General features: G+C 71.0%; 25 protein-coding genes. 14 read left to right on the forward strand and 11 right to left on the reverse strand.

Annotation, left to right across the window (positions count from 1 at the left end):
- Nucleotides 1-103 precede the first annotated feature (103 nt).
- Nucleotides 104-736 (reverse strand): hypothetical protein, encoded by a 633-nt coding sequence (locus ACIGXE_RS08520; RefSeq protein WP_399744839.1) that lies wholly within the window; start codon nt 734-736, stop codon nt 104-106.
- A gap of 245 nt (nt 737-981) precedes the next feature.
- Between ACIGXE_RS08520 and ACIGXE_RS08525 the strand changes: the two genes are divergently transcribed.
- Nucleotides 982-1,431, forward strand: coding sequence for a hypothetical protein (locus ACIGXE_RS08525; RefSeq protein ID WP_399744841.1), 450 nt, complete (start codon nt 982-984; stop codon nt 1,429-1,431).
- Between the two features lie 563 nt (nt 1,432-1,994).
- Nucleotides 1,995-2,456 (forward strand): GNAT family N-acetyltransferase, encoded by a 462-nt coding sequence (locus ACIGXE_RS08530; protein WP_399744842.1) that lies wholly within the window; start codon nt 1,995-1,997, stop codon nt 2,454-2,456.
- Between the two features lie 130 nt (nt 2,457-2,586).
- Here ACIGXE_RS08530 and ACIGXE_RS08535 read toward each other — a convergent pair whose 3' ends face one another.
- Both ACIGXE_RS08535 and ACIGXE_RS08540 read right to left on the reverse strand, forming a co-directional pair.
- A complete protein-coding gene (locus ACIGXE_RS08535; RefSeq protein WP_399744843.1) occupies nt 2,587-3,021 on the reverse strand; it encodes a hypothetical protein in 435 nt (144 codons plus the stop codon).
- A 70-nt stretch (nt 3,022-3,091) separates the two neighbouring features.
- Nucleotides 3,092-3,589, reverse strand: coding sequence for a hypothetical protein (locus ACIGXE_RS08540; RefSeq protein WP_399744845.1), 498 nt, complete (start codon nt 3,587-3,589; stop codon nt 3,092-3,094).
- A 134-nt stretch (nt 3,590-3,723) separates the two neighbouring features.
- On the opposite strand from ACIGXE_RS08540, the gene ACIGXE_RS08545 reads away from it, so the two are divergent.
- Nucleotides 3,724-4,002 carry a hypothetical protein gene (locus ACIGXE_RS08545; RefSeq protein WP_399744847.1) on the forward strand — a complete coding sequence of 93 codons (279 nt, stop codon included), beginning with the start codon at nt 3,724-3,726 and terminating at the stop codon, nt 4,000-4,002.
- A 135-nt stretch (nt 4,003-4,137) separates the two neighbouring features.
- On the opposite strand, the gene ACIGXE_RS08550 is transcribed toward ACIGXE_RS08545, so the two are convergent.
- The 4 genes from ACIGXE_RS08550 to ACIGXE_RS08565 all read right to left on the reverse strand — a co-directional run bounded on the left by ACIGXE_RS08550 (nt 4,138) and on the right by ACIGXE_RS08565 (nt 8,862).
- Nucleotides 4,138-5,880: an immunity 49 family protein gene (locus ACIGXE_RS08550; RefSeq protein ID WP_399745176.1), complete on the reverse strand. Its 1,743-nt coding sequence runs from the start codon at nt 5,878-5,880 to the stop codon at nt 4,138-4,140.
- 156 nt (nt 5,881-6,036) lie between these two features.
- Nucleotides 6,037-6,663 (reverse strand): hypothetical protein, encoded by a 627-nt coding sequence (locus tag ACIGXE_RS08555; RefSeq protein WP_399744849.1) that lies wholly within the window; start codon nt 6,661-6,663, stop codon nt 6,037-6,039.
- Between the two features lie 215 nt (nt 6,664-6,878).
- Nucleotides 6,879-7,649, reverse strand: coding sequence for an alpha-ketoglutarate-dependent dioxygenase AlkB (locus tag ACIGXE_RS08560; protein ID WP_399744851.1), 771 nt, complete (start codon nt 7,647-7,649; stop codon nt 6,879-6,881).
- Complete coding sequence (locus ACIGXE_RS08565; protein WP_399744853.1) at nt 7,633-8,862, reverse strand: hypothetical protein; 1,230 nt, start codon at nt 8,860-8,862, stop codon at nt 7,633-7,635. The genes ACIGXE_RS08560 and ACIGXE_RS08565 overlap by 17 nt, the downstream gene beginning before the upstream one ends.
- A gap of 489 nt (nt 8,863-9,351) precedes the next feature.
- Here ACIGXE_RS08565 and ACIGXE_RS08570 point away from each other — a divergent pair, with 489 nt between their 5' ends.
- Both ACIGXE_RS08570 and ACIGXE_RS08575 read left to right on the forward strand, forming a co-directional pair.
- Complete coding sequence (locus tag ACIGXE_RS08570; RefSeq protein WP_399744854.1) at nt 9,352-9,891, forward strand: ArsR/SmtB family transcription factor; 540 nt, start codon at nt 9,352-9,354, stop codon at nt 9,889-9,891.
- 17 nt (nt 9,892-9,908) lie between these two features.
- A complete protein-coding gene (locus tag ACIGXE_RS08575) occupies nt 9,909-11,174 on the forward strand; it encodes an MFS transporter (protein ID WP_399744856.1) in 1,266 nt (421 codons plus the stop codon).
- 17 nt (nt 11,175-11,191) lie between these two features.
- Here the strand turns inward: ACIGXE_RS08575 and ACIGXE_RS08580 are convergent, their stop codons facing one another.
- Nucleotides 11,192-12,139 carry a hypothetical protein gene (locus ACIGXE_RS08580; RefSeq protein ID WP_399744858.1) on the reverse strand — a complete coding sequence of 316 codons (948 nt, stop codon included), beginning with the start codon at nt 12,137-12,139 and terminating at the stop codon, nt 11,192-11,194.
- A gap of 262 nt (nt 12,140-12,401) precedes the next feature.
- Here ACIGXE_RS08580 and ACIGXE_RS08585 point away from each other — a divergent pair, with 262 nt between their 5' ends.
- The 4 genes from ACIGXE_RS08585 (at nt 12,402) to ACIGXE_RS08600 (ending at nt 14,673) form a co-directional block, all read left to right on the forward strand.
- Nucleotides 12,402-12,722: a hypothetical protein gene (locus tag ACIGXE_RS08585; protein WP_399744860.1), complete on the forward strand. Its 321-nt coding sequence runs from the start codon at nt 12,402-12,404 to the stop codon at nt 12,720-12,722.
- A gap of 2 nt (nt 12,723-12,724) precedes the next feature.
- Nucleotides 12,725-13,378, forward strand: coding sequence for a hypothetical protein (locus ACIGXE_RS08590; RefSeq protein ID WP_399744862.1), 654 nt, complete (start codon nt 12,725-12,727; stop codon nt 13,376-13,378).
- Nucleotides 13,379-13,397: 19 nt separating this feature from the next.
- Nucleotides 13,398-14,054: a hypothetical protein gene (locus ACIGXE_RS08595; protein ID WP_399744864.1), complete on the forward strand. Its 657-nt coding sequence runs from the start codon at nt 13,398-13,400 to the stop codon at nt 14,052-14,054.
- An 82-nt stretch (nt 14,055-14,136) separates the two neighbouring features.
- Entirely contained in the window at nt 14,137-14,673 is a 537-nt protein-coding gene (locus tag ACIGXE_RS08600; RefSeq protein WP_399744866.1) for a hypothetical protein, read from the forward strand.
- Nucleotides 14,674-14,772: 99 nt separating this feature from the next.
- Here ACIGXE_RS08600 and ACIGXE_RS08605 read toward each other — a convergent pair whose 3' ends face one another.
- Complete coding sequence (locus tag ACIGXE_RS08605; protein ID WP_399744868.1) at nt 14,773-15,168, reverse strand: hypothetical protein; 396 nt, start codon at nt 15,166-15,168, stop codon at nt 14,773-14,775.
- Nucleotides 15,169-15,322: 154 nt separating this feature from the next.
- Between ACIGXE_RS08605 and ACIGXE_RS08610 the strand changes: the two genes are divergently transcribed.
- A complete protein-coding gene (locus ACIGXE_RS08610; protein WP_399744870.1) occupies nt 15,323-17,938 on the forward strand; it encodes an amino acid permease in 2,616 nt (871 codons plus the stop codon).
- Between the two features lie 4 nt (nt 17,939-17,942).
- Here the strand turns inward: ACIGXE_RS08610 and ACIGXE_RS08615 are convergent, their stop codons facing one another.
- The gene (locus ACIGXE_RS08615; RefSeq protein ID WP_399744872.1) at nt 17,943-18,389 is read right to left on the reverse strand and encodes an Lrp/AsnC family transcriptional regulator; all 447 of its coding nucleotides are present in this window, start codon (nt 18,387-18,389) and stop codon (nt 17,943-17,945) included.
- 93 nt (nt 18,390-18,482) lie between these two features.
- On the opposite strand from ACIGXE_RS08615, the gene ACIGXE_RS08620 reads away from it, so the two are divergent.
- Nucleotides 18,483-19,298, forward strand: coding sequence for an LLM class flavin-dependent oxidoreductase (locus ACIGXE_RS08620; protein ID WP_399744874.1), 816 nt, complete (start codon nt 18,483-18,485; stop codon nt 19,296-19,298).
- Nucleotides 19,295-19,732, forward strand: a complete 438-nt coding sequence (locus ACIGXE_RS08625; RefSeq protein WP_399744876.1) for a nucleoside deaminase — start codon at nt 19,295-19,297, stop codon at nt 19,730-19,732. Before ACIGXE_RS08620 ends, ACIGXE_RS08625 begins: the two co-directional genes overlap by 4 nt.
- Nucleotides 19,733-19,933: 201 nt before the next feature.
- Here ACIGXE_RS08625 and ACIGXE_RS08630 read toward each other — a convergent pair whose 3' ends face one another.
- A complete protein-coding gene (locus ACIGXE_RS08630; RefSeq protein WP_399744878.1) occupies nt 19,934-20,788 on the reverse strand; it encodes a universal stress protein in 855 nt (284 codons plus the stop codon).
- A 477-nt stretch (nt 20,789-21,265) separates the two neighbouring features.
- Between ACIGXE_RS08630 and ACIGXE_RS08635 the strand changes: the two genes are divergently transcribed.
- Together ACIGXE_RS08635 and ACIGXE_RS08640 are read left to right on the forward strand one after the other, a co-directional pair.
- A complete protein-coding gene (locus tag ACIGXE_RS08635; RefSeq protein WP_399744880.1) occupies nt 21,266-22,180 on the forward strand; it encodes a universal stress protein in 915 nt (304 codons plus the stop codon).
- Nucleotides 22,180-22,872: a helix-turn-helix domain-containing protein gene (locus tag ACIGXE_RS08640; protein ID WP_399744882.1), complete on the forward strand. Its 693-nt coding sequence runs from the start codon at nt 22,180-22,182 to the stop codon at nt 22,870-22,872. Before ACIGXE_RS08635 ends, ACIGXE_RS08640 begins: the two co-directional genes overlap by 1 nt.
- Nucleotides 22,873-22,924 lie beyond the last annotated feature (52 nt).

A 22,924-nucleotide genomic window follows, 5' to 3' on the forward strand; every position in this document is an offset into this window, starting at 1 on the left:
GCGATCAGGTGAACCAGCGGGAGCGTCGGGCGTGCGGCCTGGACACCGGATGGCCCTTCGGACGGGCGGGAGTCCACGCCGTCGCCCCAGCCTTCGAGGGCTACTACGGCTGACGACGCAGGGCCCGAACGGTGTCGATGTGCGCGGTCAACAGCGACAACCTTCCTCTCAGAGACGGCCCGTCGGGCATTTCTTCCTCCCAGCGGCGATGCAACCGCTGTGCGTCGGCAACATCGGGGATGCCGTACCGATCGGCGAGCTCGATGCCGGCCTTCAGTTGGGCGAACTCGTACGCGCTCAGGAAGCGGCTGAGGAAGCCGACCACGAGGACGAGGAAGCCGAAGGCGGTGGCGGCCAAGGCGAACTTCGCGACGCTGCCGCCCTTCGCTAGGTGGGCCTCCTCATGCGGCGCCCAGGCGAGCACCCTGGCCATCGCCCAGACCAAGGCAACGCCTGCAACGAGGAAGAGGTACTGCCAGTACACGTGACTCTGAGCCGTGCGGCGTAACTCCTGGTAGCGCTTCAGGTCGCGCTCCACGCGGTTCTTGTCGTCCGGAGCGAGCGGTCTCTCGGTCCAGAACTCGAAGAAGCTGGCCTGGATGGCATGCGCGTATTCGGCGTCCAGGGAACGCTTCACTGCTGCATTGCCGCGCACCCCGGCTTGGAACTCCGCGATCAGCAGGAGTAGGAGGGCGGCCATCGTGGCGGAGACGATGGCCGCGAAGTCGTTCGACATGGCGATGTCGCCTTGCGCAAGCATCCCTCGATGATCTACCGCGCTGCGGGGTCGTAGAGCCGCTTTCGGCAAATGCCTCCGCCGGCGACGCGTCGGGAGGGATCGGATCCGCGACGTGCCGTGTAGTGCTGACGTGTTGAAGCCGGGTCCGCAGGCGACGAGGACACCGGGGGCTCCGGCCGGAGGTCTCCGTCCCCCCCCGTCTCGACGGGGCTCAGCGCTGGGCGGGCTGCCATCATGCTTGGATGGCCCACGACATAGTGTTTTTCCTCGCTCCCGACGACGAGACCGCCGCTGCGACGCGACTGCGGGGACCTGGTGTGGCCTTCGACTCTGTGGGCTGCCGTTTCATTGATCCGGACAGTGCCATAGCCGAGTGGGACGTGTACTTCGAGGAGCCTTCGGCCGAGCTCCCGCCGGCAGAGCGGCTGCATCGGTCGTGGCCGGAGTGGGTCACCGTTCCCGTGAACGACGGCATCGAGGTGTTCGCTCTGCCGAAGCGGCTGACCCGAGCGCTGGCCGACGCGAGCTCCGCCGAACTCGAAGAACTCGCGGATCGCTGGGCCGCGCGGCTGCGGTCTGAGGACGGGGACGACATGACCGACGATGATCTACTGGCAGTCCTGCAGGGGGTTGCCCGGCTCGCCGTGTCCGCGATGGACACGGGTGGCGGCCTCTACAGCTGGAGCTTCTGACCGCCCACCTCGCCGGACAGCCACGCCCGGGGCCCTGCTATTCGGTCTTGCGGCTCACGGGGAATGTCCGAGGTGACGCCCAAGTCCCCGGGATCGGAGAAGGCAGCACCCGGCGTCCTCGCACCGCCGCTCGCACGCCGTCGAGCGGGTGCGGCCGGCCCGAGAGCGCGCGAGCGGCCGTGACGCAAGGCCAGGGCGAGGAGTGCTGCCGGTGTCGTCGAGCGTCGTCGGGCGGGCGTTGGCCGTCGGTGGGGCCGCCGACGGTCGGCGCCGCCGTGTGCGTACGTACGGCCCGCACCGTCGGGTGCGGGCCGTACGTAGGTGCCGCTCTCTCGGTCGGGGGAGGCCGGAGGGCGGACGGGAGCGGTCCCAGTCGCTCAGCACTCGCCTGCCCTCGATTTCACCCGCCACACCCTTCGGTTTCTGGTCAGGGAGCGAAGCGAAAGGGGAACGCGCCAGCCTGGACGTAACTTCACGGCATGACCGTACAGGTGGCCCTGCTCCCGGTAACCGTCCCAGTAATCGCATGCCTCGGCGCCAGGTTGATTGGCATACTCCGCGCTGTGACGACCGACCACCGCTCCGGCCCCGCCCTGACCATCAGCGAGCGTGACTCCGAGCTTGAGGACCGATTGACCGAAGAGTTGATCGCCTTCAACAGTGCCGCCGCATGCGCTTCCGACCGCGGCACGTTCTCGATCAAGGTCACCGATGAAGCAGGTGAACTGGTTGGCGGGTTGACCGCACGAACGTGGGGTGGCCTCTGCGACATCGAGCTGTTGTGGGTGCGCGAGGACAGTCGCAAGGATGGCTGGGGCAGCAGGATCCTGCAGGCAGCCGAGGCTGAGGCAAGGCGGCGCGGTTGTAACCGCCTCTCCACCTCCACCTTCACATTCCAAGCTCCCGGGTTCTATCAGCGCCATGGCTTCGTCGAGACGGGTCGGACACCGGGTGTCCCTGGAGGGCACGCAGACGTTCACCTGTTCAAGCCTCTGACCGACTTGCCGCACTCGCATGAGTCGTAGAGGCGCTGATCGCAGCCACTCGTTGAGGGCGGCCACCGGTACCGACGCTTCGTCGCTTTACCCACTACTTTCGGAACACACCCCGGAACGGCTCCGACGCCGGATGACCACACCGGTCACATCGTGATCATCACAGCGCAGTCAGGCGGAGGTCCCCGCCCCAGCTGTCGCAACGGACCCGACCAGCGGGGAACGAGAGCTCCAGGGCGATGCGTCCGGAGTTCGGTTCGTGTTCTTCGCGCACCGCCAGGACAGGATCCCCGATGTGGTCCGCGAACGGTGTCTTCCCGCCGATCTCTTCCACGGCGATACGACCCGCGTCGCCCATGTCGTAGCCGGCGTGCGGCTCTGACACCTCGACGATCAGACACCAATCCGATCCGGTCGTGATGCGGAGGGCGGACTCCCGGTCATCGATCAGCCACACGTCGAGCGGGCCCGCCGGGGCCTCACTGTCGTACGAGTGCCACGACCCGACCACACCTGTGAGCCTGCGCCCCACCCAGGCCTGCACGCTCGCCCCGGGGCCATGCAGCGGGCACCCGTTCGACTTCTCGGACTCCATCGGGCGGACATTACCGCCGATGGGTCTTCCAGCTCACCGCGGCACTGCACGGGGCGAGCCTCAGGCCACGTCAGTCGAGGGGGCGAGCGGTGAAGGGAACGAGGGCTCCGGCACGCATGATGGGCGCCGTCACGTGCTGACCACAGGCGACGTAGGCCTCGCCGCCCTCCGGTGTCACCTCCCAACGCAGTGCTGCGCCGCAGACGCCGCCAGCGTCCACGGTGACCGGGCAGGTGTCCGCGATCTCCTTGCCTCGGCTCGACCGAGGGCGGTTGTCAGGGTGGACGAAGGGCAGGCCGTCCGCCGTGTAGACGGTCTCGGTGAAGGTCTGAAAGCCGAGGCCCTTGAAAGCCTTCATGGCCCGCGGCGAATCGACGTTCCCCAGATCGTCACGGTCGACGACCTTGCGCAGCAGGTCTTTCGGCGCCCAGAGGACCGCTCCCACCCTCACGGCATGCCGACGGGGCAGGTCCCGGGGTACGGCGTCCGCGGCGGTCAGGAGTACGTGCTCCCTCGTGATGGTGACCTGGTCGCCGTTGATGGTGAGGGTGGTGATGTGTGTGGTCAACACAGCTTCCTTTCGCACGTTCAAGGCCGGCCGGTGCACGGCAGCCCGCTGCACCGCAGCAGCGACATTCAACAAGACCGGCCCTGGCCACAGGGCGCGAACCGGATGTCAGAGCGGGATGCGAATGTGTGAGCATGGATCATGACGAGGAGCTGATGCGCGGCCGGGTCTACGGTCAGGATCACGACGACCCCCGACCCGGCCCGCAGCCGGGTCGCGCCTACGCCGAACTGACGGGGGGCCCGCTCGACGGCCTCCTTCTCGACATCACCGGCTGGAGCCCCGATCGCATCCGCGCCGGTGCCGCCCTCGAGACCGCCCTCGGCCGCTACGGCGCCGCCGGCCGGTCCCTGTACCAGCCGCGCCCCGGCGCCACGCACCGCTTCGACTGGGCCGGCGACACCCGCGCCTGACGCGCCCGGCCGCTGTGATGACGGCCGGACGGCTGCCTGCGGTGCAATCCAATGCGGTGCACCGCACTGCTCCGCACTGCTCCGCTCCGCTCCGCACCGCACCGCATTGCGGTGCAGCGCGGTGCGGGCGAGCCCCTAGAAGGGTTGAGCGGCTTGCAGGAGGCCGGGCGGCAGGTAGGGAGACTCGACGCGGATGGCCCAGCCGCGCCGGCGGGCGTGGCAGGCGAGGGCGAGGATGTCGAGGTTGACGGACGCGTCCGGATCGTCGGCGCGGTCGGCGACCCGGTAGTAGTCGCGGTGGGCTTCCAGCGCGTCGGCCAGGGCCAGGTTGAAACTTTCCTCGTCGCCCTCCACGAGTTGGGACAACAGCACGGCGGGCGGCATCGCGAAGCCCCAGTCCTTGGCCTTCTCGGCTTGCTGCAGCGCCCGCTGCGCGGCCTGTTCGGGGTCAGTGCCCTGCAGGTAGGCGTGGAGGGCTTCGCGGTACGCGGTGAAGGCCGAGCCGTCCGGGTGGGCGAAGGCCGGGCCGGTGAGGACCAGCGGGGCGAGGTCTTCGCGCGTGCCGGTGATGAGGGCGAAGGCGGTGGCCGTCTGCCAGTTCCCGGCGCCGGCTTCCCGGCCCCGCCGGGCCGGGTAGTGCAGCTTGCAGCCGTCGACGGTCACCTCGACCTCGGTCCCCGGCTCGGCGAGGGCGATGCGGAACAGGGCAGCCCCCGCCTGGGAGGCCAGTCTGAGACCGGCGAGCTGGGCGTCCGTGACGTCGTCGGTGTTTCCCGCGCGCCACTGGAAGAGGCGCTCCTGATCGTTCATGACGCCCTCGAGCCGCCAGACGGCGAGGGGTTCCCCGTCGGTGACGGTGAACGCCTCGCGGACGTGTTCCTCGTACAGGGCCTCGACCTGCGGGTCCAGTGTCCACTCGCAGGCCGGACGCTGGACGACCAGGGGGCCCGCGGCGAGCGCGGCGACCGCGTCCGGCCGCCGGTCCCGCCCGAAGCCGCCGACCCGCGGGCCCCGGGTCTCGAAACCGGTGATCAGCGCGTGCGGGAGATAGTCGCTGTGGACGGCGGGCGCCCAGCCCAGGGTCCGGTACGCGAGCGCGGCGAGGGCCATGGGAACCAGCGGGAGGAGGCTTCTCGGCGCGGCCGTGGGGCCGTGCACGCGCGCGTGCCTGACCAGGAGGTCGGCCAGCGCGGCATCGAAGGCCTCCTGGTCCTCGGCCGCCAGGGCGCGCACCGCGTGCAGCGCCGCGCTGTGCGGCCGGTCCAGGAGGGCCGCTTCGCCGGTCTCTTCGGCGCGGGTACGGATGCGGTCCAGGGCCGCGTCGACGGCGACGAGCTTGGCCTGTGCGCTCGCCGGGTACTCCCCGTCGTCGTCGCCGGTGTCGTCCAGAGCAACGGCCATCAGCCCTGTGGCGAGCTCGCCGACGGGCGTCGACCGCGCCTGCTCGGCGAACTTCTGCCGGGCGAAATCGAAGGCCTCGCCGTGCCACTTGGCCTTGTCCCGGAGGATCGACAGACACAACGCGTCGATCCAGTCCCCGGCCGTGACGCTCTCCTCGGGGGCATCCTCACCCGGGTCGTAGCTCATGCCGAAGTTCACGTACTCCAGAAAGACCTGGAAGCTGCAGTGCGGGTGGTACGCCGCGTACGCGACGGCGCCGACCGCGGCTTCGCAGGCGTCCTTCAGGGCGGCCTTGGCCTCCGGCGTGTCAAGGTCCGGGGTCTCGACGGAGAGGGCCCCCAGGTAGTCGAGGAACTCCTCGGCGATCGACTGCCATTCGTAGACGGCCATCCGCCCGGCCCGCGACATGGACCGCACGTGGCCGCCGACGCGGTTCGTGAAGTCCTCGCGTGCCGCCGACACGACACCCTCGCCCACCTGGTGACGCTCTATCCGCACTGCCCCGCTCCTTGATCGAGTCTCTGGGACAGCCTAGACACCGCATCTGACAGGCTTCCCGCTGCGGCCGTGGAACTTGACCGCGCGTCAGCACCGCGGGCGCCGAGGTCACGCGTCGGCACCCGCCCGGCGACGTCAGTCGTGCGGCGATTCGCCGGAAGCCGAACGGCGGCCCCCGACGGAGGCGATCAACGCGTCTGCCACGATCGCCGCGTCGGCCTCCGCGACATCTGCCGGGTATTCCGGCAGCAGGTCGTCCCAGACGGGCAACCATGACCCGTACAGCTGGGCCTGTCCCTCGGGCCGTGCGAAGAACCAGATGTGCAGGTGTGCGCCTCCGTCCCCGATGCGGTAGACGTGGGCTCGCGAAATGTTCGGCAGGGCCTGCATGTGACGGACGATGTGAGTGGTCAGGACCCCCAACTCGGCGGCCAGCTCGTCAGGCAGGTCGGCCATGTCGTAGTGCTCGATCGGGTGCAGCATGAGCACCAGCGGCACACCGACTCCCGCGATTCGCGTGAGCCGCCAACGGTCGTTGAACCAGATCCCGTCCCCTCCGTCACGGCACGCCTCGCAGTCCGACGGGTCCTCGCCCTGTCGCGGAGGCTCGGGAAGAACCGGGGGGTGCAGAGGCGAGACGCGCAACCCGTCCGCTTCGAAGGGGCTGACACTCCACCCTGTCATGCGCGCGAGCGGGAGCCGACGCTCACCATCCGCGGCGGCGAGCGCGTGGTCGTAGAACTCGTCAGGTCGCAAGGCCATGGTGCGCAGACTAGTTCGACTCCCTCACTGAGTGAGGGCCGGGGGGACCGCCTTCTCCTGGTCCGGGCGCTCCGGGCCGCCACGCTCCGAGCTGCGGGCAGGTGAGGGCTCAGTCGGTGACGTCCAGGAGGACGGCGACATGGGGCTCCCGTGCCGGCGTGCCCGAGGGGCGGTGAAGCGCAGGCGGGCTTCTACCCACGAACTCCTGAGGCCCGTCAGGCGGGTGGCATCAGATCGCTCTCACTGATGGTGTACGTCAGCAGGGGGTAGAGGAAGTCGGTTTCGTCGTTCTCACGGCGCCGCAGGCGGTAGAACTCGCGCCTTTGCTCATCGTCGGCCGATGTCAGGCGCGCACCCTGGGGGAGGTAGGCATGCCCGTCGCGGTGCCGAACGAAGGTCTTCGACGTCCGAAAGGTCACCCCCAGCCACTGGTTGTCCACCGCCGGGACGGGCTTGTCCAGAACGATCTTGTGCTTGAGTCGCCGATTCGAGTCGACGGAGAACGCGACGACGCTGTTGTGGGTGAGGGGGATCTCGAACTTCTCGCCGACGGACCCCTTCGGTTCGAAGATCAGCTTCCTGGGCGGGCCCGCTTCGGGATGCCGGTAGCAGGAGAAGACGGCGATGAACGACTCGTCGGCCAGATCGAGGGCCTGGTCGGAGTGGCTGCCCATGGTCGTGTAAGCGTTCGTGTACGTCTCGATGAGCGCGTTGTTGAAGCCGACCGAAAGCGCCGCACGTTCTTGAATCCGTCGCGCCAGCCGTTCGTGCACCGCCTGGAAAGGCTGCGTCGGGCTGCTGTATTGAGTGGTGGTACGGACGAGGGGAACGCCACCCGCCTCGTCGATCTTGGCAAGGGTGGCGCCTCGGCGGCCTTTTCCTACGTCTTCCAGACGGGCCGACGCGAACAGTTCCGTGAAGAGATCCTCCTCGGCCGGCAACGCGCACGAGATGATCTCGTCCGAGATCCTAGGCTCGAGGGGCAACGTAGTCTCCCGAGTTCATGCTGAAGAGGAAGTCGTCGCCGTAGTCGATGAAGGAGGAGGTCCTGTTCTCCTCGGCGTACAGCCTGCGCAGCTCGTCCATGCCCGTCGGCGTGGGTGGCTCCAGCTTCACCAGACCTCCGGCCGTTTTGAGGAACGTGTGGCCGTCCCTGTGAACGGCCTCCGCGCTCGAACAGCGCACGACGTAGCCCAGGCGGGTCGGGAGCGATTCGGCGTCCAGCGTCGAGGGCCGGATCTCGTGCGTGTACAGGCGGTTGGTCGACAACGGCATGAAGAACACGGAGCCGGGATAGAGGGTCAGGGTGAACTGCGAGGGGAGCGCGACCCCGTCGCGTTCCTCGACCGGCTCCTTGAGGCGGAAATGGAGTTTCGTCAGCCCGCTGGCACCCTTCACGCCGTGGTCGAAGGCGTCCTCGGCCAGGGGCCGCAGCCTGTCGAGCTCGTCGTAGAAAGTGCAGAAGGCCATGATGCCGTTGACGGGCATGTCCTTGGTCTTGTCGGCGTGGGCCGAGATCTTGGCCTTGGACTGCTTGCGCTCCGTCGTGGCAGCGGTGTTGTGGTAGATCTGAGCGAGGACATGATTCAGCGGCGCCTGGTTCCGGAAGACGGTGGCGGCCTCGCGGTTCAGAGCCTCGACGATGTGCGTGTCGGTCGGGCGAAAGCTCTCGGTCGGCCCCGAGAGATTCGTGGAGCACCGGAGGAGGCGGAAATGCAGCTCGTCACCGTCTCGCGTGACCGGCGTCAGATAGATTCCGCTGCGATGGGCTGTTCCGGGCTTGGTGGACTCCGTGAGGGACTGGAACGCGTGCTCCGCGCGGATCCGCCCGAAGTGGTCGTCACCGGGGTCGAAAAAGCGGCGGTAGAAAACGCCCGCGCCGTGTACCCGCACGGGAACCCGACCGAGGCCGACGAGGGTCCACGGGGTGTCGGCGTCCTCGCGGAAACCGTGTGACAGCTCCCGGACGACGAAAACCCTGGCCGCGGATTGCAGCTGGCGGCCGCTGATCCCGGAGACGTCGCCGCACAGGTAGACGGTCTTCTGTGCGAGGTCGGGCGAACGGGAAGCAAGTTCCTCGGGCGTGATGGTGGTACCGAGAAAGTCCTTGACCAGGTCGTTGTCGTGCAACGTCGAAGGCGCAACCAAGATGTTGCTCGCATCCTCGATGCAGGCCTCTGTCAACTCTGTTGCGTACATCAAACGGTACCCGCGATTCACAGACTCGGTGGATTACTCGAAAGGTGTGCATGGCAATGGCCCGCACCTTCGACTCGCGTTTCGAAGCCCGAGCGAAAGGAGGCGGACCGTTGAAGCCCGATGCTCTCACGGGGGTTCGACAGCGGGCAACGGATTCTCTTGGGTGGGCGGTGCGGGGGGCGGCCAGCGAAGCCGGGGAAGGGAGGCCGTGAGGTCGGGCGGACGGCCACCGGCGCCCGTCAGTCCTCGCGCGCATGGAACTGCCGGACCCGGTGTGACCGAAGACGAACTCACGGGATCAGGAAGGCTGACGCGCGCGACCGCCATCATGAGCGCCTCCTTGGAGGACGCGCGCGGCGGCGAGGACGGCTGACGGCCCCGGGCCCGCGCCGTGGCGGGGGCCGACGCCCCAGGGGGAAACGCCAGTTGCCGCAAGCCTGAACGAAAAAACGCTTGCCTAATGGTCAAGAAGTGTTGACCATTGAGGGCATGGCAACCGATGAGCCTCCCGAGGCGTTCCACGTCACGACTGACGAGCAGCTACGCGCCGTCTCCAATCTCACGCGTCACCGGATCATGGCCGTGCTCCGCTTCGAGCCCGCGACGATCACGCAGATCGCCGAGCGAGTGGGCCTCGCGAAGGGCAGCTCCAGCTACCACGTACGGCTGTTGGAGCGGGCCGGCCTGGTCAAGGTGGTGCGCACGCGGAAGGTGCGGGGGGTCACCGAGCGGTATTACGCGATGGCCGCGCGAACGATCGTGCTGCCGGATCCGGGCGAGGGCGGGCCGGACGTCCTCATGCGGCACGCGGTGGCGGACCTGGAGGCCTCGCCGGCGGACGGTGAGCGGCACGTGGGGATGGCGCATCTGAGGCTCACCGAGCAGCAGTTCGCGGAGCTCGGGGCGCGGCTGCAGGCACTGGCGGACGAGTACCGGGAGCTGTCCGATCCGTCGCTGCCGGACGCGTCGTTCGTCTTCGCGCTGTTCCGTCCGGGACAGCGCCGGCAGGCCGAAGGGGATGCCAGGTGACCTCAGGAGTTCCGAAGTTGCCGACCGGGTTCGGGCGGCTGTGGACCGCGCAGACGGTGTCCTCCCTGGGGGACGGGGTGACGCATGCCGCGCTGCCGCTGATCGCGTTGACCCTGACGCGGGATCCGATGGCCCTCGCCGTCGTCACGGCCGCCGGAACGCTGCCGTGGCTGCTGTTCGGCGTGCTCGGCGGTGCGCTGGTGGACCGCTGGGACCGTCGGCGCACGATGTGGGTCACGGACGCGGCGCGTGCGGTGCTGCTCGCGATACCGGCGGCAGCGGCCGCGCTCGACGGGCTGAGCATTCCACTGCTCGCGGCCGTCGCCTTCCTCCTCGGCCTCGGCGGACTCTTCTTCGACACGGCCGCCACGGCCTATCTGCCGGACCTGCTCGGCCGCGACCCCGCGCTGCTGGAGCGCGCCAACTCCCGCCTGCGCGGCACCCAGACCGCCGCGTCCGGCTTCGTCGGCCCGCCCGCGGGCAGCGCCCTGCTCGCGCTCGGGCGGGCGGTTCCGCTGCTCGCCGACGCGGTGTCGTTCGCGCTCTCCGCACTCCTCGTACGGTCGCTGCCCGCCGTACCCCTGCCCGTACCGCAGGCCCGTGAGTCCCTGCTGCGGCAGGCGCGGGCCGGCGCCTCGTACGTGTTCCGGGACCGGCTGCTGCTCGGGCTCGCGCTGCGGCCGGCGGTCGGGAACATCGCCTTCCTCGCCGTGGAGACCGTGCTCGCCCTCTTCGCGCACGACCGTCTCGGCATCGACACCTTCGGCTTCGGCCTGCTCCTCACGGCGGAGGCCACCGGCGGTCTGCTCGGCGCGGGCATCGCCTCCTTCCTCGGCCGACGACTCGGCACCGGCACCGCACTGACCTGCACGGCCGCGGTCGAGGGTCTCGCCGTCCTGGGCCTCGCCGCCGCCCCGAACCCGTACGTCGCCGGCCTCGCGCTCGCCGTCTGCGGGGCGGGCATGGGTGCCACGATGGTGCTCGCCCCGTCCCTCCGGCAGGCGATCGTCCCCGCCCACCTGATGGGCCGGGTCGCCTCCACCTCCCGCATGCTCGCCATGTGCGCCGCCCCGTTCGGCGCCGTCCTCGGCGGCTGGCTGGCCACCGCCTACGACGTACGCACCCCGCTCTACACCGCCGCCGGTCTCCTCCTCGCCATGACCGCCGTCACGTCGACCATGACCAGCAACCGCCGGGTCGAGGCGGCGCTGCGTGCCGCCGCCCCGGCCGATGATCCCGCTCGCCCGGGATCCCCGGCCCCCGTTCAGGAGGGTGCCGTCTAGGGCTCCGTGAGCGAGGTCTACGGCACAGGCGCGGACTCCGGCACGCGTGCGGACTCCGGTACCCGTGCGGGCTCCGGCAGGCTTTCCGGCTCCGCCCCGTGGCTCTCCGGGGCGCCGAACCACGCCACCGCCACCGCGCCCGTGACCGCGAGCACGAAGCCGAGGACGGCCGGCCAGGCGAAACCGGGGCGCGAGGCGTCACCCAGCCACCAGACGCCGATCATCCCCGGCAGCACGGTCTCCCCGACCACGAGCGCCGCCGTCGCCCCGTTCACCGAGCCGAGCTGCAGTGCGACCGTGTGCAGATACATGCCGCCGACGCCGGCCACGAGGATCGCGTAGAGCGCCGGGTCCGTCAGGAGCGCGTCCAGGGCGAGGGGGTCGAGGCCGTTCAGGATCCGCACCCCGACGCCGAGCGCGCCGAAGCCGAGGCCCGACAGGAGACCCGCGAGGATCGCCGCCCGGGCGCCGAGCACCCGTACGAGGACCGTGCCGCCGCCCATCAGCAGCAGCGAGACCGCGAGCAGCCACCAGTGTGTCGCGATCGGGGTGCGCCCGCTCCCCTCCGGGCCCGCCGCGCTCGCCAGCAGCACCAGGGCCGAGCAGACCACACCGATCGAGGTCCACTCCGCGCGGGTCAGCCGGATGCCGAGGAGCTTCACGCCGAGGACGGCCGTGACGACCAGATTGGCGCTGATCACGGTCTGGGAGAGGAAGAGGGGGAGCAGGCGGGCGGCCAGCGCGCCGAGGCCGAAGCCGACGAAGTCCAGGATCGTGCCGACGATGAACTCCCAGGTCATCGCCGCCTTTGCGGTCGACGACAGGCTCGGCCCGCCGTGCTGGGTGAGTTGGCCGGCCGTGGCCGCCTCGCGCCGTGCGGACCTGCGGGAGCCGACGGCCTGGAGGACGGATCCCGTGCCGTAACAGATCGAGGCGGCGACGGCGGTCAGCAGTCCTATGAGCACAAGCAGGTCCCTTCACACGGTGGGGGCGGGCGTCGGGGTGGATCGGTCCGCTCAGTTCGTTCCCCGCTTGGCAGACGTCGGATCGGGCGTCCGCGTTGCCTCCGACCTCCCACCTCCGTGGGAGGTCCGGCTCGGGACGGGCGTCGGCGTCGAGGACGAACGGAGCATGTCAGCCGTCTGGGCGTGACGTCGGAGCGTAACCGAATGCCTACGTTGTGTGATGATCGGTTCACGCAACGTACTACGACTGGAGGCCGAGCTGATGAACGAGACCAAGGGTGACGCCGTGGTCCTCACGGACGTCGAGGGTCATTACTACGTCCTTCCGAGAGAGGTCATCGAGGTGTCGCGGATCGAGAAGGAGGCACAGGGCCGCGTGGACGAACTGCTGGCCTCCGGAGCCTCCGGCGGCTCCGCCCAGTTCTCCTACCGGGGCGTGATCACGCTGCCCGCCGACAGCGAGTGGACCCATTTCACGCCGAACGTGGCATGGCCGAACGGCATCGCGAACTCCGGTCGGAAGCACCCCAACCAGATGGTGATGATGGACAAGCCGGTCATCCGCGCCGCCGGAGCGGAATAGGCATGCTTGTCGGATCGGGCGCGGCCGGCGAACGCGGAAGGACCCCGCCGGTTCCCGACGAGTTCGCCGTCGACCTGCCGGCCGTGGCGAGCACGCATCGGGAAAGCCTCGCCCGGCAGGGATGCGCGGCGTTCGGCGAACTCTGGAACGGGGCGACCGCCGAGGCGATCGCCGTGGAAGCGGCGGAGTTGTTCCCGGCCGCCGCAGAGATCGCCCGCCGGACCGGCGGGCTGATCCAGGCGACCGCGTCCGACGCCCCGCTGCTGACCCGACTGCACTTCGCCCTGGTGCCCTTGGCGAGAGCCCTGACCGGCCGGCTGCTCGTGCCGTCGTACGGCTGGTACAACTTCTACCCCGGCGACGACGGGATCTGGCTGCACGTCGACGTCGAGAGGTCCGACCTGGCGATCCTGGCCACCGCGCTGGGCGGCGTCGGTCCGCTCCACATCCATCCCGAACTGGCCGGCAGCACCCAGGCGGAACTGGACCGGTTGCAGGCCGGCCCCTCCTGGGACGCCGACAGCGGACGCCGCATCGCCTACCCCCGGCGCGGCGTCCTCGCCCTGCGCGGGCGATCCGTACCCCATCACCGCCCAGGGCGCCCGCTGTCGGCCCTGGGTGCGGTCGCCGCGCTGCACTTCACGTCGCTGCTGTAGCCACACGAGAGGACCGCTGATGCCCCAGCTCGCACCCGAGATCGCCCCGCTCGGCGCCACGGACCTCCTGCCGTTCGTACCGACGACCGCCGATCGGCGGTCCTTCCGGACACTCGGCTACGCGCACCTCGACGGCCTGTGGGACGCGGAATTCCGCGACAGGCTCGCCGACGAGGCGCGTGAACGTCATGCGCACGCCCGGGTCCCGGACGCCGGCCCGCGCACGCCCGTGGAAGAGCGTGGCCGAGTCCGCAAGCAGACCCCGGCGGCCACCGGGCAGCTCCTGTCCCGGCTCCACGTCTCGATGACCCACGTCGCCCGTGCCCTGTCCGGCCGGCTGCTCGTCCCGACGTTCTCGTCCTACGGGTATTACGAGGGCGACGACGAGGTGTTGCTCCACCTGGACACCGAAGACTGCGACGTGACCCTGCTGACCACGGCGCTCGGCCGGGTCGGGCCGCTGCACCTGCGGCCCGAGCTGCGCGGCCGCTCCATGGCCGAACTGGGGCGGCTCGAGGACGACGTGACGTGGGACCGCCACGGAGGGATCGAGGTCGACTACCCCTGCCTCGGGCTCACGGCGCTGGCCGGCAACACGGTGCCGCACAACCGGCCCGGCCGGCCCACCGCCGCGGTGAACGCCGTGGCCGCCCTCTGCTACCGCGCGCTCTTCTGACCCGGGCGTTCCCCCAACGTCGTTCCTCCGCACGGTCGCGCTCGCGATGCCGGGTTCGGTCCGGCTCACTAGCGTCGGGACCATGCACCTCACCCCGCGCATCCGCCGCCTCGCGGCCCCCGCCGTCGCGCTGGCCGCGGCCGCCTGCCTGTGCGCCACGACCCCGGCCCGGGCGGACACCGTCGTCATCGACACCGTCGACCAGACCACGACCCGGACCGGCGAGGCCCCGCTCGAAGGCTGCCTGCCGGCCGACCTCATCGGCCGGTACACCATCGTCGAGCACACCGTCGCCCACGTCCTGCGCACCGACCGCACGCTGGTCGTCAAGGGCGTCGACAGCTACGACTTCCACATGGACCTGCCCGACGGCCGCTACGTGCAGAGCGGAGTCGACTACGACCGCTTCACGCTCGTCCTCGCCCGGCCGTACCACACCGTCCTCGGCATCGTCACCGAGGACGAGCGCACGATCTACGCCGCGGACGGCACGCCCGTCGGCACGCTCACCATCAAGGAGCGGAGGAAGGCCGTCTTCGAGGACGCCGACCTCGACGGCGAGGTCGATCCGGGTGAGGTCATCGTGGAACGCGACAGCTTCGCCCTCACCTGCGGGTGACCGTACGGCCAGGCCAGGGGCCCGCTCCCGGGCGGGTCGCGGCCGCGGGCAGGTCGACAGCCGGACCGGCGCCGCCTGCGGCCCGTGAGCGGCAGCAGGTCAGGCGCTCTCCAGAGCCTTGATCACGCGGTCCAGATCTTCCGGCATGACCGCGATCAGGAGCTCGCCCTCGGACGACTCGCAGGCCACGATCCGCGATTGCGGATTGATGGCCACTGCCTCACGCAGTGAGGGCGAGCGCACCTCGGTCCGGCGCAGACCGGCCGGCAGGGCGACCTCCCGCTTACCGAAGGAAGGCTTCCAGACGAGGGGATCAGCACCTCCTGTCCGCAGACGTCCCGCCCGCCAGCGAGAGCCCTGAGCGGACCACTTGAGCATGCAGGGCACCCCGGCCGGCTCCCCGGCGGCGGTCGCCGTCGACCTCTGCCGCCGCTTCCGGCCCACCAGCCACGCGACGAGGGCTGCAAGCACCGCGAAAAACGCTATGTCGATCACTCTCGCATTCAATCAGGCGCCCACCCCGCGACCGCGACATCACGACGCACACCACTCAATGCACGGCCCAGGTGCCCGGAGCCGAAAGAATCGTGTCGGCCGAACCACCGGAGCTGACGTGGAACCAGGTGTGCCCCCCCTCGACCGTGCCGCCATGCCCCCGGCGACGGGCATACCGGCCGCTGGCGCGGGTCGCAAGGGGCTGAGAGCGGGCGCGCTGGGCCCGTTCTCCTCGGTGGTGATCGGCCTGGCGTCCACCGCCCCGGCGTTCAGCGTGGCATCCACCCTCGGAGTGATCGTCGCGGCCGGCGTCGGGCTGCAGACCCCGGCCGTGATGGTGCTGGCGTTCGTACCGATGGTGCTGATCGCCTACGCCTACCGGGAGCTCAACGCGATCGCGGCCGACTGCGGCACCACCTTCGTCTGGGCGAGCCGCGCCTTCGGCCCCCGGGCGGGGTGGATGGGCGGCTGGGGCATCATCGTCGCCGACGTGATCATCATGGTGAACCTCGCCGAGATCGCCGGGCGCTACAGCTTCCGCCTGGTCGGCCTCGACTCGCTGGCCGACAGCCGGGCGTGGACCACGGCCGCGGGGGTGGTGTGGATCGCCGCGATGACCGCGGTCAACTACATCGGCATCACCGTGTCGGCCGTCCTGCAGCGCTGGCTGCTGATCATCGAGCTGGTCGTGCTGATCGCGTTCGCCGGCACCGCGCTGGTCAGGGCCTACACCGTCAACCCGCCCGGCTCGATCCACGTCGCCGCCTCCTGGTTCGATCCCTTCCGGATCGCCTCCACCCAGGAGCTCACCACCGGGGTCCTCGTCGCGGTGGTCGCCTACTGGGGCTGGGACGTCGCCGTCTCGGTCAACGAGGAGACCGTCGACAGCCGGCACATCCCCGGTCGGTCGGCGGTCATCTGCACCCTCGTGCTGCTGAGCGTCTACACGCTGGTCGCCACCTCGGCGCAGGCGATCGCGGGGGTGAGCACCCAGGGTTCCGGACTGGCCAACCCGGACCACTCCGGGGACGTGCTGTCCGTGCTGGGCGACACGGTCTTCGGCAGCGAAGGCGCCGGCCCGTACCTCACCCGGCTGCTGATCCTCATGGTCGTGACGTCCACGGTCGCGGCGACCCTGTCCACCATCCTGCCCACCGCCCGTACGGTGTTCTCGATGGCCGCGCACCGGGCCCTCCCGTCCCGCCTGGCACGGTTGCACCCCAGGTTCCTGACGCCGACCTGGTCGACCGTCGGCATGGGCGTGACGTCCATCGGCTTCCTCCTCCTGCTGACCTTGGTCAGCAGGAACGTCCTCGCCGACACCATCGAGGCCGTGGGCCTGGCCATCGCGTTCTACTACGCGCTCACCGGCTTCGCCTGCACCTGGGTGTTCCGACGCACCCTCACGCGCAGCACCCGGGACTTCCTGAGCAGGGGTGTGGTCCCGTCCCTGGGCGGCCTGATGATGCTGTTCCTGTTCTGCTACGCCGCCTTCGACGTCTTCGCCGAACCCGACTTCGGCACGACCTCGGTGAACCTGCCGCTGCTGGGGCGGGTCGGAGGGGTGTCGGTGCTCGGGGTCGGGGCCCTGTTGGTCGGCTTCGTCCTGATGCTGGTCGTCACCCGGGGCCATACCAGCGCTCTTCGGCTGCAGCGGCGCCTGATGCCACGCGACCTGCCGCCGCGGACGGCCGTCGACGTGGCCGCCCGGTACGTGCCCGCCGACACCCGCTCGGGCGTCGGCGGAGCCTGGTTCGACGTCGTCCCGCTGTCCAGCGCACGGGTCGGCCTGGTGATCGGCAACGTCCTCGGGTACGGACTGCCCGCCGCCGCCACCATGGGCAGTCTGCGGACCAGCCTGCGCGCCCTGGCCCGGCTGGACCTCGACCCGGACGAGCTGCTCTCCCACCTCGATGACCTGGTCGGCAAGAAGGAGCACGGCATCGAGGGAATCGGAGTGACCTGCCTGTACGCCGTGTACGACCCGGTCACCGGCGAGTGCCGGCTGGCGCGCGCAGGCCACTCGGCGCCCGCGGTGATCCGACCCGGCGACGGCGCCGACGGCTACCTGGAACTGCCACCCGGCCCGCCCCTGGGCGTCGGCGGCCCGCCCTTCCAGAGCACGGAGCTGCATCTTCCCGAGGGCAGCCTCCTCGCCTTCTTCACCGACGGCGTGGTCCAGGCCCTCGACCCTGACATCACCGTCGGGCGCGGCGTGCTCGCCGACATCCTGGCCCAGTACCAGGGGCCCCTGGAGGACCTCTGCGAACAGGCGCAGTCGGCACTGCTCGCCGGGCCGGTGGACGACGACGCGGCCCTGCTCCTGGTCCGCACCCGAAGGCTCGACCCGCAGAACGTGACGACCTGGGAGTTCCCGCCCGACCCGGCCGCCGTCGCCGACGCCCGTGCGGCTGCCGCCGGCCGACTCGAGGACTGGGGCCTGGACCTGCTGTCCTTCACCACCGAACTGGTCGTCAGCGAGCTGGTCACCAACGTCATCCGCTACGCCGCCGGCCCGGTCCGCCTTCGTCTGATCCGCGACCGTACCCTGATCTGCGAGGTCTCCGACACCGGCCACACCTCCCCGCACCTGCGCCACGCCGCCACCGACGAGGAGGGCGGCCGCGGCTTGTTCATCATCGCCCAGCTCACCCAGCGCTGGGGCACCCGCTTCACGCCCACGGGCAAGACCATCTGGGTCGAACAAGCCATCCCGTCCGGCGAGGACGCCGAGCCCGCCTTCGACCTCTCGGCGTTCGACGCGCTCTGATCGGTCAGGGGCGGTGCGGGCCGCGGTAGGGGAGGGTCTGTCGGTAGACGACGCTCGTGGTGGTGCTGCCGAAGCCGGCGAGCTCGTCCATGAGGGTCTCCAGGTGTTCCATGGAGGTCGCGGCCACCTTCAGGGTGTAGCAGTCGTCGCCGGTGGTACGCAGGCACTCCAGGACCTCGCGGCGTTCGGCGAGGAGGCGGTGCAGAGGTTCGTGGCGGTTGCCCGGGTATTTGAGGCGGACGACGGCGAGGACGGGGTAACCGACCTTGGTCAGATCGATCTCGGCCCGATAGCCGGTGATGACGCCCTGGGCCTCCAGGCCGCGGACGCGTTCGGTGGTGGCCGACGGGCTGAGGTTCACGCGGCGGCCCAGTTCGCTCAGGGAGATGCGGGCCTCCCGTTGCAACTGCTCGATGATCGCCCAGTCGACTTCGTCAAGATTCCCGGCCATGCGGCGAAAATACCAGCAAAACCACGGCGAAACAGGTCCCCTGCGGGGAAGTCTCGGTTCCGCGCGCTGTGATCACCGGGATAGCCTCGAGCCATGCAACTCGGCGTCAACGTACCGAATTTCGGCCCGGGTACCGATCCCGGCGTCCTGCGCGAAGCGGCCCGGCTCGCGGAGGGCCTCGGGCTCGGCGTCCTCATGGTGTCGGATCACGTGGCCGTCACGCCGGACGTGGCCGAACGTTATCCGGAGCCGTTCTACGAGCCCTTCACCACCCTGTCGTGGCTGGCGGGCCTCACCAGCACCGTGCGGCTGGGCACGACCGTGCTCGTCCTGCCCTACCGGCATCCCCTGCTGGTGGCCCGCATGGCCGCCAACCTGCACCAGCTGAGCGGCGGGCGCTTCGTCCTCGGCGTGGGCGTCGGCTGGGCCCGGCAGGAATTCGAGGCGCTGGGCCTGCCGTTCACCTCGCGGGGCCGGCTCACGGACGAGTGCCTCGGCACCCTCCGGGAGGCCCGGAAGGCGGGGCGCCAGGAGGGCGACGTTCCGATCTGGGTCGGCGGTCACAGCGAGGCGGCCCTCCGGCGCGCCGTCAGGTTCGGCGACGCCTGGCACCCGCTGCGGCTCTCGCTCCCCGAGATGCGCGCGGTCCTGCGGCGGCACACGCTGCCGGGCTTCGCACCGCGGATCGCCCTGCGCGTCACCGGCGCCCCGGTCGAGGCGCCGGACCGGCCCGCCGGCGTCGGCAGCGTCGACCAGATCCTCGACGACCTCGACCAACTGCGCCTGCTGGGCGCGGACACCGTCGTACTCGACCCCTACCACGGGGATCCGGAGGAGACCCGCCGGCCCGAGGCGGCCTGGCGGGCGCTCACCACCGTGGCCACCCACTGGAAGAGGAACGCATCATGATCACCTCGGCCGACGAGGCCCTGCTGCGGCGCGCCATCGGCATCGCCGCCCACGCCGTCACCCTGGGCGACGCGCCGTACGGTTCCCTCCTGGCCGGACCGGACGGCACCGTACTCGCCCAGGCCCACAACACGGTCCGGCGGGACGACGACATCACCGCCCACCCCGAGCTGAAGCTCGCCCGCTGGGCGGCCCGCGAGCTGGACCCGGACACGGCCGCCCGTACCACCCTCTACACCAGCTGCCAGCCCTGCGGCATGTGCGAGGGCGGCATCGTCCGCTCCGGCCTCGGCCGGGTCGTCTACGCCCTGTCGACCGAGCAGCTCGTCGCGCTCAACCCCGCCTCGGGCGCTTGGCCGGCCGTACCGCACGAAGGCCCGGCCCTTCACGACGAAGCACGCACCCCCGTAACCGCCTACTACCGGCCCGCCTGACGACCGGCCCGACGGCCGCGCCGCCGACCGGCGAAGGCGGATGGACAAGGCCCGGTGAGGCTGCGTCCGGCCTGGGCAACTCGCAGGGCCTGAGCGGTACGTGGTGGCGCGACGGACCGCTGCCGCCGTGTGCGGCGCCGTCGCCGCGGGCGCGGCCAGGATCCGGCGTGCCCCGCCGGCCCCGAGAGCCCGTCTGCGGTGTCAGGCGTGCGGCACGAGGGCGACCGGGGACCGGCTGTGATGCAGGACCGCGTGGGCCACGCTGCCGATGCGGGCGCCCGGCGTCGAATGCCGTGCACGGCGGCCCACCACGAGGAGGCCGGCGTCCTCGGAGGCCTGCACCAGCTCGATCCCCGCCGAACCGATCACCACGCGAGCGGTGGCGCCCACCTCGGAGTACTTGGCGCGCCAGGGCTCGAGGAGATCGTCGAGGGACTGCTCGATCTCCGGGGCCACGGCGGGCCGGACGTCCGGCACCATGGCCGGACCGAGGCCGGCGTAGAGGGGGATCTGCTGGGCGTACACGGCAGTCACGTCGGCACCACGCCGGGCAGCCTCCTCGAACGCGAAGTCCAGGACCGCGTCCGCGGGATGCCGCGCGTCGACCCCCACGGTGACCGAGCCATTCGACGAGGCGCCGCCGGGGCCTCGTACGAGCACGACGGGCCGCTCGACGGCCCCGGCCACGCTCAGGCCGACGGATCCCAGCAGATACCCGGCCACGGCGCCCATCGCGCGCGAACCCAGGACGAGCAGGTCGCCCGCTTCCGCCGCGGCGACGAGGCCCGGGACGGGTCCCGAGGACAACAGCCGCGTGGTCACCGGCAGACCTGGACGCTGTTCGCGCAGGCGCTCGGCGGTGCGACCCAGCAACTCCTCGGCCCACGACGCACGGGACTCCTGCGCCGCGAGCGGGGCGACGGACTCCGGCCCCGGTGCCTGCGCATGGACAAGATGGACGCCGGCGCCGCGGAGCACGGCCTCGTCCGCCGCCCACTCGGCCGCGGCGTCCGCCTGCCGCGTACCGTCGATGCCGACCACGATTGTCTGCGGCATGACCGTCCACCTTCCGATGAGAGTTCGTCGTTGTCGTAGCTGAGCCGGGCGCAGGACGCCGAGCGTCCCGGGCGACGCAGGGCAGCGCCACGCGCTCGGCGCCGCCTTCCCGCGAGCGCCCGGCGACGGAGATCCTCCGCCACTCCCACCCTCGTCCGCGGGCCCGTGCCGACAGCAGTGCCGAACGGTCCCCTTCCGGGACCGTTGGCCCCATGCGGGCCGACCGGCTCGCACGCGGGGCCCCAGGTCCTCCGCGGCGCCGCCGCGCGCGTCCCCACGTCGCGCTCGCCGGTGGCAGCCTGGCCCGCCGCGGCAGCGGCCTTCGCTGCGGTGACCACCCCGTCGCCACCGTCCGGGCCGGAGGGGCGACACTCTGCGCCGGGGGGGGCAGGCCGGGACCGACCGGCCCTATCCGGCCGCCGGTTCCGGTGCGAGCGTGGCAGTGAGCGGCCTCGCACGCGAAAGGCGGTGGCGACGATGGACGCGCCCGTGACGGCAGTCCCCTTGGTGGTAGGCGTCGACGGTTCCGACGCCGGCCTCACAGCCCTGGACTGGGCGGTCGACGAAGCAGTACGACACGGACACCCTCTGCGTATCGTCCATGCCTCTCTGTGGGAACGGTACGAAGGTGCCGTGCCGGCCGGGACCACCGACCGGCCCTCAGGACAGGCCCTCGCGGAGGACATCGTCGGCACGGCCGCCGACCGGGCCCGGCGGCGCGCCCCCGGGCTCGCTCTCAGCGCGGAGGTCCTCGCCGAGGATCCCACCGGTGCGCTGCTCCGCGAGGGCCAGGAGGCCCTGCTGCTCGTCGTCGGGTCACGTGGGAGGGGCGAGCTGACCGAACTGCTGCTCGGATCCGTCGGCCTCGTCGTGGCCGCCCGAGCGTACGGCCCCGTCGTCGTCGTCCGCGGGGACCGGCAGGCCCTGGAAGCGAGCCATCGGCGGGTCCTGCTGGGCATCGGCGACCACGACGTGGACGCACCGGCGGTCAGGTTCGCCTTCCACGAGGCGGCGGTCCGGAACGCGGAGCTCGACGTCGTCCGCACCTGGCGACGCCCCGCCCACGCAGCGGTGGAGCACCCGCTGCTGAGCGGTGAACCCCGCCCGTACTTCGAGCACCGGGCCTCGGAACTCCTCGACAAGGCCCTCGACCCCCTGGCCCGCGAATTCCCCCGGGTCCGGCTGCGCAGAAGCACCGTCGAGGGCCCCGCGCACCGGGTGCTGACCGACCGCTCCGCCGCCGCCGACCTGCTGGTCGTAGGGGCGCGACGGCAGGGCCGCCTGGTCGGCCTGGAGCTCGGCAGGGTGGCCCACCGGGCGCTGCACCACGCCTCGTGCCCGGTCGCCGTCATCCCGCAGCACCACCCCGCCCCCTCGGAGGGAGAGCAGTGATGGACGCCACTGCCCGCCACATGAGCGATCTCGGCCGCCGTGTCGAGGCCAGGCGCGCCCGTCTCGGCCTGTCCCGCGAGGAGGTGGCCGCACGGGCCGGATCGACACCGGGATACATCGACCTCCTTGAGCGGCAACTTCCCTCACCCGGAATCGAGTTCCTGATCCGGCTCGCGAACGCGCTGGAGACGACCGTTCAGGATCTGACCGGATACACCGCCGACTTCGGGCCCGGACGCGGCCAGGCCGCGTATCACGCCCGCATGGACGCGATCGACGAGGAGGAATGCTGGGCGCTGCTCGCCGACCACGGTGTCGGCCGCGTCGCCGTCACCGGGAGCGACGGGCCGGAGATCTACCCCGTCAACTACCAGGTCATGGGCAGGGAACTGCTGTTCATGACCGCGCAGGACACGCCGCTCGCGCGGGCGGCCGCTGCCGGCGCGGTCATCGCCTTCGAGGAGGACCGCGCGGACGAGGCCTTCAGCCAGGGCTGGAGCGTGCTCGTCGTGGGCCCCGCACGCAACGTGTCGGACCCCGCCGCGGCCCAGGCGCTCCGGGAAGCCGCGTACTCGACGCCCTGGGCCGGCGAGGGGCGGGACACGGTCGTCGTGCTCGCACCCCGCCGCGTCACCGGACGCCGCATTCAGGCGCCGGGCGCGCCCGGGACGTCGCCTGCGCCCGAGCTCTGACGAACGAGGCCGGAGGGCCGGAGGGGCGAGGCCGGAGGGCCGGAGGGGTCGG

Origin of the sequence: Streptomyces sp. NPDC053431, from assembly GCF_044544925.1 — a bacterium.
Taxonomy (GTDB): Bacteria; Actinomycetota; Actinomycetes; order Streptomycetales; family Streptomycetaceae; genus Streptomyces.

Bases quoted from the DNA above. Each gene is read 5' to 3' on its own strand.
- ACIGXE_RS08590 (WP_399744862.1), top strand. From the start codon at position 12,725: ATGCTTGTCGGATCGGGCGCGGCCGGCGAACGCGGAAGGACCCCGCCG.
- ACIGXE_RS08570 (WP_399744854.1), top strand. From the start codon at position 9,352: ATGGCAACCGATGAGCCTCCCGAGGCGTTCCACGTCACGACTGACGAG.
- ACIGXE_RS08635 (WP_399744880.1), top strand. From the start codon at position 21,266: ATGGACGCGCCCGTGACGGCAGTCCCCTTGGTGGTAGGCGTCGACGGT.
- ACIGXE_RS08565 (WP_399744853.1), bottom strand. From the start codon at position 8,862: ATGTACGCAACAGAGTTGACAGAGGCCTGCATCGAGGATGCGAGCAAC.
- ACIGXE_RS08620 (WP_399744874.1), top strand. From the start codon at position 18,483: ATGCAACTCGGCGTCAACGTACCGAATTTCGGCCCGGGTACCGATCCC.
- ACIGXE_RS08545 (WP_399744847.1), top strand. From the start codon at position 3,724: ATGGATCATGACGAGGAGCTGATGCGCGGCCGGGTCTACGGTCAGGAT.
- ACIGXE_RS08615 (WP_399744872.1), bottom strand. From the start codon at position 18,389: ATGGCCGGGAATCTTGACGAAGTCGACTGGGCGATCATCGAGCAGTTG.
- ACIGXE_RS08535 (WP_399744843.1), bottom strand. From the start codon at position 3,021: ATGGAGTCCGAGAAGTCGAACGGGTGCCCGCTGCATGGCCCCGGGGCG.
- ACIGXE_RS08640 (WP_399744882.1), top strand. From the start codon at position 22,180: ATGGACGCCACTGCCCGCCACATGAGCGATCTCGGCCGCCGTGTCGAG.
- ACIGXE_RS08610 (WP_399744870.1), top strand. From the start codon at position 15,323: ATGCCCCCGGCGACGGGCATACCGGCCGCTGGCGCGGGTCGCAAGGGG.
- ACIGXE_RS08600 (WP_399744866.1), top strand. From the start codon at position 14,137: ATGCACCTCACCCCGCGCATCCGCCGCCTCGCGGCCCCCGCCGTCGCG.
- ACIGXE_RS08585 (WP_399744860.1), top strand. From the start codon at position 12,402: ATGAACGAGACCAAGGGTGACGCCGTGGTCCTCACGGACGTCGAGGGT.
- ACIGXE_RS08625 (WP_399744876.1), top strand. From the start codon at position 19,295: ATGATCACCTCGGCCGACGAGGCCCTGCTGCGGCGCGCCATCGGCATC.
- ACIGXE_RS08595 (WP_399744864.1), top strand. From the start codon at position 13,398: ATGCCCCAGCTCGCACCCGAGATCGCCCCGCTCGGCGCCACGGACCTC.
- ACIGXE_RS08555 (WP_399744849.1), bottom strand. From the start codon at position 6,663: ATGGCCTTGCGACCTGACGAGTTCTACGACCACGCGCTCGCCGCCGCG.
- ACIGXE_RS08630 (WP_399744878.1), bottom strand. From the start codon at position 20,788: ATGCCGCAGACAATCGTGGTCGGCATCGACGGTACGCGGCAGGCGGAC.
- ACIGXE_RS08525 (WP_399744841.1), top strand. From the start codon at position 982: ATGGCCCACGACATAGTGTTTTTCCTCGCTCCCGACGACGAGACCGCC.
- ACIGXE_RS08520 (WP_399744839.1), bottom strand. From the start codon at position 736: ATGTCGAACGACTTCGCGGCCATCGTCTCCGCCACGATGGCCGCCCTC.